This window comes from Pectobacterium aroidearum, from assembly GCF_015689195.1.
GTDB lineage: Bacteria > Pseudomonadota > Gammaproteobacteria > Enterobacterales > Enterobacteriaceae > Pectobacterium > Pectobacterium aroidearum.
The window spans coordinates 691,758-707,645 of record NZ_CP065044.1 but is presented as its reverse complement, the minus strand read 5'-3'; the positions used below and the strand labels follow the sequence as shown (position 1 = coordinate 707,645).

Below are 15,888 nucleotides of genomic sequence, written 5' to 3'. Positions count from 1 at the left end.
CCTCAATCTCTCGACATCGTCAGCATGAAGCATCAGGCGGACGGAATAATCAGCGTTTGCCCCAGTTGTACCGTGCCGGAACGCATATTATTCGCCTGTTGGATATCTTTCATGCTGACACCGTAACGGGCAGCGATCGCACTCAGGCTATCACCCTTTACGACCTTATGCTTCACTGGCGCTGCCTTTTTGGGCGCTGGGGTTGATGCCGTCTGTTTCGTCCCTGTCGCCGGAATATTCAGGCGCTGTCCAACCCAGACGATATCCTTATTCAGCTTATTCACATCACGCATGGCTGCGAGGCTGACGCCATAACGCCGCGCAATGGAAGAAAGTGTTTCGCCACGCGCAACGGTATGACGCGTGCTGCCCGCACTTGCTTTTGCTGTGCTGACGTTACCACTCGACGTTGCAGTATCACTTGCCGCCGACTGTAGTGGGCGGCTTTCCTGCTTTGGGAGGGATTGCATCGGGTGCGTTTGGAAGTACCCCCTCAGCCCCTGATAAATCGCGTTGGCGATTTTTTCCTGATAATCGTTACTGCCCAGCAGTCGCTCTTCTGCAACGTTACTGATAAATCCGGTTTCCACCAGCAGAGAAGGAATATCCGGCGAACGCAATACCCCTAAACTGGCGTGCTCAGGGCGTCGTTTATGCAGCCCGCCGACACGCTGGAGTTCGCGCAGTACTTTCGTCGCCACGTCATATCCCACACGCTGGGAGTGACCAAATTGCAGATCCAGTACCGCCTGACTGAGGTAAGGATCGGCGCTGCTGTTCGCTAACAGATCGCCCGCGCCGCCCAACAGTTCAGACTGTTTCTCGTGCTGTTCCAGCCAGTTTGCCATTTCGCTGTTCGCACGGCGGTTGGACAGCACCCAAACGGAGGCACCTTTGGCATTACGATTCGGCGCGGCATCCGCGTGAATCGACACTAACAGGTTCGCCCCCTGCTTGCGCGCCACGTCCGAACGTCCCATGACGGAAATAAAGTAGTCGCCGTCGCGCGTCAGCACACCTTTAAAGGCTGGGTCGCTATTCAGTAAGGCTTGTAGCTTACGGGCGATAGAAATGGTGACATTTTTCTCCCTCAGACCGTTCGGGCCAATCGCCCCAGGATCCTGCCCGCCGTGACCGGCATCAATCGCCACAACAACACGTTCATTCCCCTGCCGAACCGGCGCACGGGTAGTCGATGACGAACTGCTACTAACGACCACGGTAGGTTTATTGGTAAACGGATTTTTGGCGGGCTCTGCCGGTGCGCTATTTTGCTGCCGCGAAGCCGGAGGCGCTGAGACTGGTACCGTTTTCGCTTTATCACCGGTGATGGTGAAAACCACAACGTAGCCCGATCCTTCTTTTTGCGTCACCGCTCGCGTTTTGGCCGCCTGAGTCAAATCCAGCACCAAACGCAGGCTTTGTGCATCCTGCGCATTGCTGGTACGCACACGCTTAATCAGGTTTTGCCCGCTGAAATCCAACGGCAGGCCTTGAATGACGCCGGTCTGACGAATATCAATGACCACTCTGGCAGGGTTACTTAGAGGGAAAAAAGCATAAATAGGCTGACCGCTAAAACTCAGGCGCACCGTGGCCTGACCTGAGGCATTGTCTACCTTAATGTCCGACAGATTCGCTGCCCACGCCGCCCCTGCCAGCAACAGCCATACGCCGATGAACAGCGTAACCATACGACTCATCATGATTCTGTTGTTCCTGGCTGAAGAGAAAAACGTTGTAACATTGCGTCTCCTGCCGCAGAGACCGCGGACAGTTCAGCCTGTCGGCCTTGATCCTGATAGCGCAGATGCAGTTCGATATCCGCATCGGGCAGCACGCCTGCGCCCTGTTGCGGCCATTCAATCAGACAAATGGCGTCCTGCGTCAAATAATCACGGATCCCCATAAACTCCAACTCTTCCGGGTCGGCCAGTCGATAGAGATCAAAGTGGTAGACAGCCAGCGGCGATAACGCATAAGGCTCTACCAGCGTATAAGTGGGGCTTTTGACATTGCCCTGATGACCGCGCGCCTGTAGGAATCCACGACTAAACGTCGTTTTCCCCGCGCCAAGATCGCCATAAAGGTGGATAACACAAGCGCCGTCACAGGCTTTCGCCAGCGCCGTGCCTAATGAGATAGTGGCTGCCTCATCCGGCAGAAGTAAGACTATTTTTTTCATTCTATTGTTCTAAAAACATAAGTCCTAAAAACATCGGCTATAAACACATCCGCTCGGGATTAACATATCGAAACAGCACCGGCAGTAAATCGGTTGCCAGCATACCTCGGGTCCCGCGTCGTGCCGCCAACCAATCGGCCGCCGCACCGTGTACAACACACCCGGCACAAGCCGCATCATACAGCGAGAGCTTTTGTGCCAGCAAACCGCCGACAATACCTGACAGCACATCTCCCATGCCACCTGTCGCCATGCCTGGGTTTCCTACATCAGCAATGGCAATCTCGTCTCGCTCGCTGGCAATCACCGTTCCCGCCCCTTTTAACACAACAACGCCACCATAGCGTTTTACCAACCGTGTCACCGCAAGTAAGCGATCACTTTCAATATCAGAGACACGGCAATTCAGTAAACGTGCAGCCTCGCCGGGGTGAGGTGTCAGCACGCGATTCTGCCGCTTATGCGGATTGATTGCCAGCAGGTTAAGCGCATCCGCATCCCATAACATGGGTTTGTTACAATTTTCTGCCAGACGCAGCGCGCTTTTACCCCATTCATCCTGTCCTAGACCGGGCCCAATCACGACGACATCCGCCCATTCCAGCCCCTGACGCAAGGTATCTGTCGTCAGCTCCTGCACCATTAACTCAGGCCGGGCCGTGAGAAACGCCGATTGATACTGTTTGTGAGTAAGTACTCGCACTAAGCCTGCGCCGCTGTGTAACGCCGCATCGGCGGCCATCAATACCGCGCCACCCAGGCCAGTGTTGCCGCCCACCACCAGCAGCCTACCGTTATCGCCTTTATGTTGTCCGGCTGGTCGAGGAGACAACCATTTGGCAAGCTGCGCCGCAGTCAGTCGCCGTATCGGTGCGGTTTGGTCATCCAGCCATGTCTGTAAGCCTAGCGAGTGGTAATGTAATTTCCCAACCTGTTCACGAGCACGGCCAGTCAGTAAGCCCGGTTTCAGCGCGATAAACGTCACCGTCTGCGCCGCGCAGATCGCAACGCCAGCACAAGCGCCGGTTTCGGCATGTAATCCAGAGGGAATATCCAGTGAAACGATAGGGGCGGGATAAGCATTTGCCTGCGTGATTAACGCAGCATAGGGTGCACGCGGAGCAGCGGAAAGCCCGGTGCCGAGCAGGCCATCAACGATGAGATCGATCCCTTCTGGCCACGGCGAATCAGCATCCTGCGCATTCACATCCTGAACACGCCCGCCCTGCTCCAGCCAGCGCTGGCGGGCAAGGCGAGCGTCATCGGGCAATGGCTTATCGCTGGCACAGGCAACAACATCCACGTCAATGCCCGCCGCCATGGCCAAACTGGCGACCACATATCCATCGCCACCATTGTTGCCGTGTCCGGCCAGAACTCGCCAGCGTCGAGCAGAGGGGTAGCATTGGCGCGCCACCTGAAATGCGGCGTCTCCCGCACGCTGCATGAGCGCCCACAGCGAAATCCCTGATTCGGCGGCTGCCCTGGCTTCTTCATGGCGTAGCCACTCGGCGTAAAACACCGAATCAGGCAATGTGGTTTCTGCCGTATCGAGCCGATAAGGCTCAGTGGCGTGATGCATGTTGTTCTCCATCAACGGCATGGAACATGCATTTCAAGTTAGCAAGGTCTGTCCCGCTTCGCCAGAGAGAACGGGCAGATGATCAAGGTGTATTAGCGAGAAATATCAGGCAGCGAGGCAAAGAACTGGTCGATCCGCTTTACCGCGTATTGCAGCGTTGGTTCATTAAAAGCGTTTTTTAATACCTCAAGCGCGCCCGACATAAAGCCAGATGGGGTGGACAAATCAATATCCGCAAATGGATTGCTTATTTCTGCTTGCTTCAGCTCGTTAACCTGTCGGGCAGCGTTGTTCTGATACTCACGTCCCCAGTCAGGATGTTTAATGGCGGCAGTGCTGACGAAGCTTATAAATTCCTCTAACCCTTTTACAGCATCACCGGATTCGAGCGCTTCCCGATACTTCTCATATTTCTCCGGCTCTTTCTCTTTCATAATCGCACTCCAGTCCACCTTATATTCCGTCGTTCCGGGTATGTATGAAGGAGGATTGTAATAAGAGACATTGCCTTTTTCGTCCGTCGTCCGCGTCTGCGAAATTGCGGCGATTTGTTTCATCGCATCCAGAAAGGATTGTTTCTGCTCGTCATTGATATAGTGTTCAGCCAGATAAGCAGCCTGAGAAAGCCCCAGCGCTAACGAGGCTTGACGCTGTTCTCCATTCAACGCTGAGCTATTCATAAGATTTTCATCGATGATACGGTAAACCGCCTGAGACACCTGCTCGGGCTGATCGGCTAGCGCCTGTGACAATGCATTGTCGATATCAGAGGAGAAAAAACGGTGGGCCGGTTGCGATATAATATCGTCTTGTAACTGTTTCCGCCCTTCCTGACTAATTTGTATCTGTTCAACATCAAGGGTCATCGCCGATTTATCCACGTTAACCAGCTGTGCAGCCTGCCGTTGATTAACATCAATGCTGAGATCCAAGCCGTGAATCGTGGTGCGATAAAAGGACAATGGTGCCATTTCCATGTAGAGCCCCCAGAGTTTTATAATTGGTGCGATGCTATTTTTAAAATATCGACGGCAGTCTCAAAAACTTTATCTGTACTTTTTATCGACAGCTTTCTTCTGTTCCACGGTGATACCGGGACTTTGTGATAAAATCGAGACAATACAGTACATTTTTACGGTTCCCCATGTCATACCCCTACGATCTCAATGAATTAGCGCAACACATCAAACAATGGGGACAGGAATTAGGGTTCCAGCAGGTCGGTATCTGCGACACCGATTTGTCCGCAGAAGAGCCTCGGCTTCAAGACTGGCTGGATAAGCAATACCACGGAGAAATGGACTGGATGGCGCGTCATGGCATGCTGCGGGCACGTCCGCATGAGCTGCTACCCGGCACACTGCGCGTCATTAGCGTTCGTATGAATTATCTGCCCGCCAAAGCCGCGTTCGCCAGCACCTTAAAAAACCCGGAACTCGGCTACGTTAGCCGCTATGCGCTGGGCCGCGATTACCACAAGCTATTACGCCAGCGGCTGAAAAAACTCGGCGATCAGATCCAGGAATACTGCGGTGAATTGAATTTCCGTCCCTTTGTCGATTCCGCGCCCATTATGGAGCGCCCTTTGGCTGCGAAAGCCGGGCTGGGCTGGGTTGGTAAACACTCACTAATCCTGAACAGAGAAGCGGGTTCCTGGTTCTTTCTCGGTGAACTGCTGATCGATTTACCTCTGCCCGTCGATCGACCACAAGAAGAACAGTGCGGCCGCTGTGTCGCCTGCATGACCACCTGCCCAACAGGTGCGATTGTCGCACCGTATACCGTCGATGCCCGCCGCTGTATTTCCTATCTGACCATTGAATTGGAAGGTCCGATTCCTGAAGAATTCCGTCCGCTAATGGGCAATCGCATCTATGGCTGCGACGACTGTCAGCTTATTTGCCCGTGGAATCGGTTTTCACAGCTCACCGACGAGGCTGATTTCAGCCCGCGTGCCGCGCTGCACACGCCGGAGCTGCTGACGCTATTCGGCTGGAATGAAGAGAAATTTCTGCGAATTACGGAAGGGTCACCGATCCGGCGTATCGGTCATCTCCGCTGGCTACGCAATATTGCCGTCGCGCTGGGGAATGCTCCCTATCAGGATAGTATCGTGCTGGCACTGCAAACCCGTCTGGGTGAAAGCGAACTGTTGGATGAACATATCCACTGGGCGATTCGCCAGCAGTTGGAACGCCGCGCATCGCTGGAAATTGACGTCCATTCTACACAGAAAAAACGACTTATTCGTGCAGTCGAGAAAGGATTACCGCGCGATGCGTGAGTCGCTCAAACCGTTGTCATTAGTTTGTCGCACGCGCTGTGAATAAATAAAAAAACCGTTGCCAATCAACTGTCACAAAAAGTACAAGCGATCGTTATAATATTTTATAAGTAAAATTTATAAATAGATATCAATAAGATACCCTACAGTATTTTATCAACAACATAGCGTGATTACTAAATAACCAACGAACAGCCTGTGGATAAGTCTGTTAAGAAGAATATGATTTTTTGTATTAACTGATAAAAAATGGTGTGGATTGAGGTAACGCCAACGCTCGAAATACAATGCTGTGTAGACAGCAAAAACGTGCAATAGCACAGAGCGGCCAGCATTATGAATTTCTTATTGTCCCTTGGCAAGGGCTGAGATCTAATTTTTACGATCGAAAGGAAAATTTTGAGGCGAAAAAACGCGGCGACGCCTCTTTTGAGACATCGCCGCGCGGAAAGTAAAGGTCATCGTCAAAGCAGCAGGAGAGAGGCAGATGCGTCCCTCTCCCATAGGCCGATATTACGCACGAGTTCTAATCAGGTAGTCAAAGGCGCTCAGGGACGCTTTTGCACCTTCACCCGTCGCAATGATGATTTGCTTGTACGGCACGGTCGTACAGTCGCCGGCAGCAAAGACCCCTTTCACGCTGGTTTCGCATTTGGCATCGATCTCAATTTCACCGATGCGGTTTCTGGCTACCGTCCCTTCCAGCCAGTGGGTGTTAGGCAGCAGGCCAATCTGCACGAAGATCCCTTCCAGCGCTAAATCGTGCACCGTATCGGTAATACGATCTTTGTAGCTCAGCCCCGTGACCTTCTGTCCATCGCCTTTCACTTCTGTGGTTTGCGCATTCAGAATGATGTCAACGTTCGGCAGGCTACGCACTTTGTCCTGCAATACCGAATCCGCTTTCAGTTCCGGTGCAAACTCAAGCAGCGTGACATGTTTCACCACGCCAGCCAGATCGATAGCCGCTTCCACACCGGAGTTCCCGCCGCCAATCACCGCGACGTGCTTGCCTTTAAACAGCGGACCGTCACAGTGCGGACAGTACGTTACGCCACGCGTACGGTACTGATCTTCGCCGGGTACATTCATGTTTCTCCAGCGCGCGCCGGTTGCAATAATCACGCTACGCGCCTTCAGCGTCGCACCGGATACGGTTATCACCTGATGCGGCTTGCCGGGTTCGCCACCGGGAATTAGGGCTTCTGCACTCTGCGCATCGATCACATCAACATCGTAGTCATCAACATGGCTCTTCAGCGCGGTCGCCAGTTTGGCACCTTCCGTTTTCGGAACGGAAATGTAGTTTTCGATATCAACCGTATCCAATACCTGACCGCCAAAACGTTCACCGACCAAACCGGTACGAATACCTTTACGCGCCGAATAAACCGCCGCGGCTGCCCCTGCTGGGCCGCTACCGATGATTAACACGTCATAGACGTCACGCTGGTTCAGCTTCTCGACCTGCTTAGCGCCCGCGCCGGTATCGATTTTAGTCACAATCTCTGCGAGGCTCGTCCGCCCCTGACTAAAGTGTTCGCCGTTCAGGAAAACGGTCGGAACGCCCATGACATTGCGGCTTTGGATCTCATCCTGAAACACACCACCGTCAATCGCGGTATGGGTGATATTCGGATTCAGCACCGCCATTAAATTCAGTGCCTGCACCACGTCCGGGCAGTTGTGGCAGGAAAGCGAGTAATACGTTTCAAAGTGGAACGCACCGTCAAGATTACGGATTTGATCGAGTAATTCTTTCGCTTCTTTCGACGGATGGCCGCCCACCTGCAATAACGCCAGAATCAGGGAGGTAAACTCATGTCCCATTGGCGCACCGGCAAAACGCGGGCCGCTCTGGGAACCTGGATTGGTAATCAGGAATGAAGGCTTACGTACTGCTAACTCATTCTTTTCAACAAAACTTACCCGTTCAGACAGCTCAGCGATTTCAGTCAGCAAGGTTCTGACTTCAGCAGATTTCGCGGAGTCATCCAGAGTCGCAATCAACTCAACAGGTTTGGTTAATTTTTCCAGATAGGCTTTCAACTGGACTTTCATCGTATTGTCGAGCATTGGTCGTCCTTAATTAGGCAAGTGGGTACAACGTCAAAATCGTGCAGGGTTCTGGCCCCAAAAAACCGGGCCAGAAAAATCGGGTGCAACGCACCCGACAAAAACCGCTATGTTTTCCGAGGTGTTAGCTTAGATTTTGCCAACCAGGTCCAGAGACGGTGCCAGTGTAGCCTCGCCTTCTTTCCACTTAGCCGGGCAGACTTCGCCTGGGTGAGAAGCAACGTACTGAGCCGCTTTCACTTTACGCAGCAGGTCAGATGCATCGCGGCCAATACCTTCAGCCGTGATCTCTACCGCCTGGATGATGCCCTGTGGGTCAACGATGAACGTACCGCGGTCGGCCAGACCTTCTGCTTCGCGCATGTTTTCAAAGTTACGCGTCAGCTGGCCAGTTGGGTCACCGATCATGGTGTATTTGATTTTGCCAATCGTTTCAGAGCTGCTGTGCCACGCTTTGTGCGTGAAGTGGGTGTCGGTGGAAACAGAGTAGATTTCCACGCCACGCTGTTGGAATTCGTCGTAGTAGTCAGCGACATCACCCAGTTCGGTCGGGCAGACAAACGTAAAGTCAGCCGGATAGAAGAAGAATACGCTCCATTTGCCTTCGATATTCTTCTCGGTCACTTCGATGAATTGACCGTCTTTGAAAGCCATGTTTTTGAATGGTTTAACTTGGGTATTGATTACTGACATCACTTTATCCTCATGTGTTTTCGCATGTGGCTAAAGTACAGAAATGTGATCGCTATCACCAATCCGTTGTCTTTATCGAATCAATAAGCAATACCTACTAGCTATACCCTAAATAATTCGAGTTGCAGGACAAAAACGACGAGGCGTTTTTGAACAGCGCTTGCGCTGATCCCGAAGGGATGAGGCCTAAGGCCGAATAACGCGGCAAGCGAGGGACAAATTCATCGGGAATGAATTTGACCAGCCATTGGCTGGCCTTCGGTGAGAGACAGGATGTCTCTCATTTCATCCCGATGAGCTTACACCAGTAAGTGATTCGGGTGACTGAACGTAGCCAACGCACATGCAGCTTGAAGTAGGACGGGATCAGGGATAGGTGATCTCCATATTCTGATCCCCGATCCTGATCGTCTTGAAGCGTGGGGCGACGGCTTCAACCTTGCCATCTTTCACCAGTGCGACCAGTTTTTCCGTCCCTATCGCGCCAAACATACTGGCCGCAATCTGCCACTGTCCCTTTTCATCACGGGCGAGGATCTTCCCACCATTTCCCCAGCCCACTCGGGGAAAAACGAGCACTTCGTTATGACCATCGCCGGTCAAATCAATGGCAAAGAGCAGGCAAGCCATTTCCCTGCACTGATTACCCAGATTATCGCCCTGCAGCATGCTTTCGACCCCGTCTTCCAACGGCCCCACCCACTCAACCTGAACGGGGCGGACTTGTGCAGGTCGCCCCTGCAGCCGATCGCGCAGTGCCTGTCGCCCTGCCGCATCAAGAATTCGGTCTTGCTTCAATTCTTCGGCCAGCCAGTTAAACTGCTTCCTGCCTGCCGTGCCTAACTCATCGCGCAGCGCCCACAGATCAAAATCATCGATCGGCGTTTTTCCATTAAGCAAACGCTGAACCTGATTCCTCGCGCTAAAGGCTTCTGGGCTTAACAGCGGTGTATGCAGCAATATCACCAGAACGCAGATGATAGCCGCGAGCAGCGGATTGCTTGTACGTAAACTCCCTAACCAGACGCCAGAACGGCGAACGACAGCCCACACCATCGCCAGACTGTAAAGCATTGCAATCGTCACTACGAAGATCGACTGAAAACGAACAGGCGTCAGACCATACTGTTCGATGCGCAGCCAGCTGGAATAGCCCGCCAACGCCACCAACACAGGCAGACACAACACGCTGGCGTTAACCAGCCCACGTAACACAGCAGGATAAGTGCGCCCCTCGTTATCATCCTGAGAGGCGCAGTTAATCAAAAAGAGGTTTACGCCCATCAGGCATAGAAGAATGACGGTAGAACGGCCGGTATTCCATATCGGTTCCAGACCGCTAAAAGGCAGGGTCAAGGTGAAAACCACGGTAATCAGTGCACTAAGGGGCAGCAGGAAGCGGCAAGCCGATAGCAGAATCCCACACAGCAGCCCAACAACCGCTTCTTTGGTCATTCCAATATACATGCCGACAGAAAACACCACCGGCAAGAGCAGCATATAAAACCGATAATGCCAAAGTACTTTACTCACCACCCGGAACCCCAGCATGCTGAACAACATGCTGCACAGTACGAGCAAGAGAACGACCACCAGAGCCACTAGCCAGGCCAGCAACACAGTAAAAATATTGTTCCAGGCGTGTTTACAGATCGCTTCATAAGACGGCCATCGCCCTTCACGGGTGGACCAACTGCAAATGAACGTACAGCAGATATAACCGAACAGGATGCCACACAGTATCCAGGAATCAGGCAGTTGGTATCGCCCACTGTCATAGAAAACCCAGCCACTAATCGCCGTCATCAGCACGGTCAACGCACCGCCCCAAAGCCACGTCTTTTTCACAAAGAGCGTGCGTTCCAGCAATTGCAGACTCACTCCGCCCACTGCAGCCATCGTTATCAGCATGATCTGAAGCACGCTCTCTTCCATTTCAAGCGCGGCAACAAATAAAAGCCCCTGGAGCAGGCCAATGATCAGATAGAACCTTAACGATGGAGAACTGGCAGGCATGGCAAATCCTTTAGCGATACAGATAAATGAACCTTCTACTTTAGCATCGAATCACCGCTGCCTGCGGATCTGGATGATCGTACCCTTCGGATATTTGGTGAAACACGTATATCGTTCAATGCTAACGTGGTGTCCGTAGAGCCTTTCTCATGGCTGACGCAAGACTCAAATAAGTGACTAAGGAATCTGCACCTCGCCCGCTTCCAGCCCGGCGATCTCTACGCCCTGCGCCACCGTTTTCCCCAGCGTCACGTTGATTTTCTTTGGCGGAGCATCAGCGGTCGGACGGTAAATCACATAGGCATCGCCATTCTCGTCAGTACGTACAGCCTGTGCAGGCACCGCGATGCCCTGCTCGTTGCGATAAACAATAATAGCCAGCCGCGCGCTCATCCCCAGTCGAATGTTTTGTCTTAAGTCTGCCAACGGCGTATCGAGCGACACCACCACATCATAGTAAGCACCGCTGCCTGACATATCAGCAGCATCGGCCTGCATATCAATCGACGTAACCTTGCCCGTCAGCGTTTGTCCGGCAAAACCATCCCCTGTCACGTTAACCGCCATCCCCTCTTGCAGCTGGTGCAGGTCAGTTTCCTCTACCCGGGTTGCCACCTGAAAACGATCCTGAGCAATGACACCAAACAGCGGCGCCCCCTGACTGACCAGCAAACCGGCTTGGATAACCACAGGTTTGCCGTTATCAGGCGTAGCGGGGCGCACGACAAAACCGCTAAACGGGGCCTTGACGATTTGCCGTTCAACCTGCACAGCCAGCGTCTGATAGCGCACCTGTGCATTCGTCAGTTCCATCTCTGCAATCTTGCGATCCTCACCGTTCCCACGCGCCAGTACCGTTTTCAGTTCCTCCTGCGCCGCGTTCAGGTCCTGCTCCTGTGAGCGAATTTGCTGCTTTAGCGTATCAACTTCCATACGCGCGACGATGCCGCGTTCAAACAACGTCTGGGTATCGCGAAGATTGGCTTGCGTATTGTTAAACGTTGACCGGGCTGAGCTTACCGCGCGACGCGCACGCGACACCTCCGCGCTTTGTTCCCACTGCCTGAGCGTTTGTACCTCGCGCTGCGTCTTGAGCACGTCAGCCTGCGCCTGACGTAACTGGATCTCAATCTGTCCAGGATCCAGTAGCAGTAACGTTTGCCCTTTTTCGACGCGTTGCCCCTCACGTACCAATACCTCACGGATAATGCCTTCAAAAGGCGCCGCCAGCGTTGTCTGCGTCGCGGCCTCGATTCGCCCAACCAGCCCGAGCTGATTTTCCAGCAACTGAGGCTGAACAGCGAGCCATTGCCCCTGAGGCGCGCTTTCCCGTTCGTTCGTACGCCCTGCCAGCAGCCAACTGAGCACGCCAAGTGCGGCGATCAGCAACAGCGCCATCAGGTGACGCCGGCGAGACAGAAAGTGATGCCTAATCATTGAGTGCGATATCCCAGCTTTGTAATGTGGTGCCCAGCGTCTCATCCAGTTCAGCCTGCGCATTAAGGTAGCTGATAAGCGCATTGAGGCGGGCATTTTCAGCGTTGCGTAAATCGTTCTCAAAGCTCAGCACCTGAAAGTTACTGGAACGCCCAACGGTGAGCTTTTCCCGCTCAATTTCCAGCTTGCGGCGCGACAAATCCCGCGCACGTTGGGAAATCTCAAACTGCCGCCAGCGCGTACCGATATCACGTACCGCATTGGTGACATCGCGTTCAAGCTGCTGCCTGACTTCATCCAGTTGGATGTGCTGATTGCGCACATTCACTCGCGCCTGAACCTCCGCCTGACGGGTACTCAGATCGCCAATAGGAATCTCCACCTGAACGCCAACATAATTCTCCCAGGTACGTGAGGTGCTGCTCTGTGCCGCGCGGTCGCGTACCTGACTCGCGCCCCCGACCAACGAGACATCCCACAGGCGATCGTTACGTGCAACCGCCAGACCGAGCGCCGCCTGCTCGTTAGCAATGATCTGTGCCAGATAAGCGGGCCGAGAGGCTTCGGCCTGCTTCAACGCCTGCGCAGCATTCACCTCAACGCGCTGTGCCTGCATGGCATCCGTTGCCACAATCAGCGTATTTAAATCCAACGCCAGAAGTTGCAGCAGCGCAAGACGGGCGGTATCCAACTGGTTTCTGGCTTCTTCATGCGCCAGTTCCTGTGTAGCCACTTCAGCTTCGGTTTGCACAATTTCAAATTCGGCCATGCGTCCAGCGGCAATCATTGCACGGTTGACCTCAACCAACTGGCGCGCCCGCGCCAGCGCATCACGAGCGATTTGCAATTGCTCCTGTGAGCGCAACAGTTCCCGATAAGCGGTGATAATCTGCGTAATCGTCTGTGAAACCGTAGATTTCAGCGCCAGACGATTTAACTGTTCAGTCAGTTGTGCAATGTGAACCGGCGCAGTCGTAACATCTTTACCTGCACCGCGAAGCAAAGGTTGGATCACAGTAATGTTGGCACCATCGTTACGCGACAGCCCGGCGTTATCAGCCTGCGTGTGGCGGTAGGTCCAGCCGAGACTGAAACGAGTGCCATACGGTGTGAGCAAGGTTGACGTCGGCGTCAGATTCCCCTGCCGGTAACGATCGCTTTGGTTACGGTTGGAAAGGTAACTGCCCGTCAGCGACAGTTTGGGGGTAAAACGATCCTCCGCCACCCGAAGATCAAATTTCTGTGCGATACGATCCAGATAGGCGCTACGGATCGCGCGATTGTCGCGTAACCCAAGATAAATGGCATCGCTCAGCGTGAGATCGATCGTTTGTGCATTTAACGATGTACTGACTGTCGCCTGACCCTGCCGCGTCGCCTGAGAAGGATTCAACGCCGTTTCCGCATACCCTTCATGAGCAGAAAACAAAATCAGTAAACACAAGATAGATTTACGCATCGCGTAGCGCCTGTACGGGTTCAAGGCGTGCTGCGGTCATCGCCGGGTTAAGCCCAAAAAACAGGCCAATCGCCAATGAACTACCAATACCGAGGGGAAGTGACAATGCCGAAAGTGAAAAGGCTGACCAGCCTGAAAAAAAGACAAACAGCCACGCCGCCGCGATGCCACACACCGCCCCGATCAAGGCTCCGCAAGCGGATAACACCACAGCCTCCAGTAAAAATAGCCCCGCAATATCACGCGGCCGCGCACCTAGCGCCATACGAACACCGATTTCACGACGTCGCTCGGACACATTCATCACCATGACATTCATCACCCCGACCCCACCAACCAGCAGGGAAATCCCTCCCAACCCCGCCAGCAGCCACGAAAACATCCTCGACTGCTGTGCCATTCCCTCCAGTAGCTGCTGTGGAATTTGCACATCGATATCCAGTTTCGGCATCAGAGGAACCAAGTAATCCTTTAACTGTGAGCCCGTTTGCACCAGCGTATCGCTGTTGTGGTTACGTGCAATTACGCTGACGATTTGTGGGGCAGGCATGACGCGACGCATGCCAGAGATCGGCATCAGGATAGAATCATCAACCGAGACAGGCACCAAAGGGTTGTGCCCCTGCGGCTGAAGGATTCCGACGATCTCAAACAGGTATCCTCCCACCTGCACGCGTTCACCCAAGGCAGCGGTGCCCCCCTGCGATGCCCATTGTTCCGCAACATTCGCCCCCAACACGATATAGGTACTTTGCTCATCGAAATCACTCAGGTAGCGACCCTGCGCGAGCGTCAGCCCTAGCACGTCCGACAGTTCAGCCCGGCTACCCACCACCATGGTGCTCAGTGAACGGCCACGCAGCCGTGCTTCGGTAGAGGTAATAATTAGCGCGGTTGCCGCCTTAATATCAGGCAAATTTTGGCGCAAAACGGGGATATCCAAGTCTGCCGGAGCCGAGCCGGTAGCATGGCTGCCTACCCGATTCTGCACGGTGGCAACCAGCAGATCGCTACCCATTCCTCTGAATACGCCCATGGCTTCGGCTTCCGCGTTGTGCCCGATATTAAGCAAAGCGACAACAGATCCACATCCCACCGCAATTCCAAGGAGAGCCAGAACGGCACGCCGTCCCAGAAGAATAAGGCTGTTCAACGGCTCAAGCAGACGCTGTTGTAGCGAAGGACCATAGTGGCCTTGCCCCGCTTCCATCCGTGAGCGAGGGTCAGACATGGTTTACCTCATGGATTCGGCCATCCTGCACATGAATGCGCCGCGCCATACGGCAGGCCATGCCTTCGTCATGCGTCACCATCACGAGCGTCGTCCCCTGTTCGCGGTTCAATGCCAGCAAGAGCGTGATGATGTCATCAGCCGTTTGGCTGTCGAGGTTGCCGGTCGGTTCATCCGCCAACAGAAGCGCAGGTTCACCGACCAGCGCCCGCGCAATAGCCACCCGCTGACGTTGACCACCAGACAGGTCGGCAGGCCGATGGTGAGTTCGCTCTGCAAGCCCGACGCGCGCCAGCTGTATCTGTGCGGCTTGACGAGCGGCCTGACGCGAGACGCCGCGGTAGGTCAGAGGAAGCGCAACGTTATCCAACGCATCCAGGCGCGGCAGTAAATTAAAACTCTGGAAGACAAAGCCAATAACCTGATTACGCACGATCGCACGTTCATCAGCACTTGCCTGAGACATGTCCTGCCCTGCGAGCAGTAAACGCCCCGAGACAGGCTGATCGAGCAAGCCGATGATGTTAAGCAAGGTGCTTTTACCAGAACCCGATGCGCCCACAATCGCGCAGCTTTGCCCGGTAGGAATAGACAGTGAAATATTGTGCAGCACCGATTGAGAGGAAGCACCGATACTGTAGGTGTGTGAAATACCTTGTAAACAGATCAGATCCGTTATTCTTTCATCAGACATCCTTGCCTCTTTGCTGATCCCCGAAAGCATCACATTAATCGAATTATCCTACTGTTTACGCTTTAGGAAAACCATTGAAAGCACGTTCTTCATTAATTCAACGCATCACCGTGTAACGTCCGTGTTAAACCATCGTGAGCCATTTACTTTTTCGACACTCGGGAAATAATAAAACCAACCAATGAATTAATTTTCAGTTAAATAATACCTACGCTTAACTATTAATATGTG

Annotated in this window: 12 protein-coding genes; 1 reads left to right on the top strand and 11 read right to left on the bottom strand. The window is 53.4% G+C overall.

Going from position 1 to position 15,888, the window contains the following annotated elements:
• Positions 1 to 32: 32 nt before the first annotated feature.
• The 4 genes from amiB to I2D83_RS03160 form a co-directional block, all read right to left on the bottom strand.
• Positions 33 to 1,706 carry an N-acetylmuramoyl-L-alanine amidase AmiB gene (gene amiB, locus I2D83_RS03175; RefSeq protein WP_015841851.1) on the bottom strand — a complete coding sequence of 558 codons (1,674 nt, stop codon included), beginning with the start codon at positions 1,704 to 1,706 and terminating at the stop codon, positions 33 to 35.
• Complete coding sequence (tsaE, locus tag I2D83_RS03170; protein ID WP_095700697.1) at positions 1,703 to 2,185, bottom strand: tRNA (adenosine(37)-N6)-threonylcarbamoyltransferase complex ATPase subunit type 1 TsaE; 483 nt, start codon at positions 2,183 to 2,185, stop codon at positions 1,703 to 1,705. Before tsaE ends, amiB begins: the two co-directional genes overlap by 4 nt.
• A gap of 37 nt (positions 2,186 to 2,222) precedes the next feature.
• On the bottom strand, positions 2,223 to 3,767 hold the full coding sequence (nnr, locus tag I2D83_RS03165; protein WP_205947534.1) for a bifunctional ADP-dependent NAD(P)H-hydrate dehydratase/NAD(P)H-hydrate epimerase: 1,545 nt from the start codon (positions 3,765 to 3,767) through the stop codon (positions 2,223 to 2,225).
• Positions 3,768 to 3,859: 92 nt separating this feature from the next.
• Positions 3,860 to 4,648, bottom strand: a complete 789-nt coding sequence (locus tag I2D83_RS03160; protein ID WP_205947533.1) for a hypothetical protein — start codon at positions 4,646 to 4,648, stop codon at positions 3,860 to 3,862.
• A 263-nt stretch (positions 4,649 to 4,911) separates the two neighbouring features.
• On the opposite strand from I2D83_RS03160, the gene queG reads away from it, so the two are divergent.
• On the top strand, positions 4,912 to 6,051 hold the full coding sequence (gene queG, locus I2D83_RS03155; protein WP_205947532.1) for a tRNA epoxyqueuosine(34) reductase QueG: 1,140 nt from the start codon (positions 4,912 to 4,914) through the stop codon (positions 6,049 to 6,051).
• A gap of 513 nt (positions 6,052 to 6,564) precedes the next feature.
• Here the strand turns inward: queG and ahpF are convergent.
• From ahpF to I2D83_RS03120, 7 genes are all read right to left on the bottom strand, one after another.
• On the bottom strand, positions 6,565 to 8,127 hold the full coding sequence (gene ahpF, locus I2D83_RS03150) for an alkyl hydroperoxide reductase subunit F (RefSeq protein ID WP_015841856.1): 1,563 nt from the start codon (positions 8,125 to 8,127) through the stop codon (positions 6,565 to 6,567).
• Positions 8,128 to 8,256: 129 nt separating this feature from the next.
• Complete coding sequence (gene ahpC, locus I2D83_RS03145) at positions 8,257 to 8,820, bottom strand: alkyl hydroperoxide reductase subunit C (RefSeq protein ID WP_010287114.1); 564 nt, start codon at positions 8,818 to 8,820, stop codon at positions 8,257 to 8,259.
• Positions 8,821 to 9,186: 366 nt separating this feature from the next.
• Positions 9,187 to 10,836 carry a DUF4153 domain-containing protein gene (locus I2D83_RS03140; RefSeq protein ID WP_205947531.1) on the bottom strand — a complete coding sequence of 550 codons (1,650 nt, stop codon included), beginning with the start codon at positions 10,834 to 10,836 and terminating at the stop codon, positions 9,187 to 9,189.
• A 177-nt stretch (positions 10,837 to 11,013) separates the two neighbouring features.
• Positions 11,014 to 12,273, bottom strand: a complete 1,260-nt coding sequence (locus I2D83_RS03135; RefSeq protein WP_205947530.1) for an efflux RND transporter periplasmic adaptor subunit — start codon at positions 12,271 to 12,273, stop codon at positions 11,014 to 11,016.
• Positions 12,266 to 13,732, bottom strand: coding sequence for a TolC family protein (locus I2D83_RS03130; RefSeq protein WP_205947529.1), 1,467 nt, complete (start codon positions 13,730 to 13,732; stop codon positions 12,266 to 12,268). Before I2D83_RS03130 ends, I2D83_RS03135 begins: the two co-directional genes overlap by 8 nt.
• Complete coding sequence (locus I2D83_RS03125) at positions 13,725 to 14,963, bottom strand: ABC transporter permease (protein WP_205947528.1); 1,239 nt, start codon at positions 14,961 to 14,963, stop codon at positions 13,725 to 13,727. The genes I2D83_RS03130 and I2D83_RS03125 overlap by 8 nt, the downstream gene beginning before the upstream one ends.
• Entirely contained in the window at positions 14,956 to 15,657 is a 702-nt protein-coding gene (locus I2D83_RS03120; protein ID WP_205947527.1) for an ABC transporter ATP-binding protein, read from the bottom strand. Before I2D83_RS03120 ends, I2D83_RS03125 begins: the two co-directional genes overlap by 8 nt.
• Positions 15,658 to 15,888: the final 231 nt, after the last annotated feature.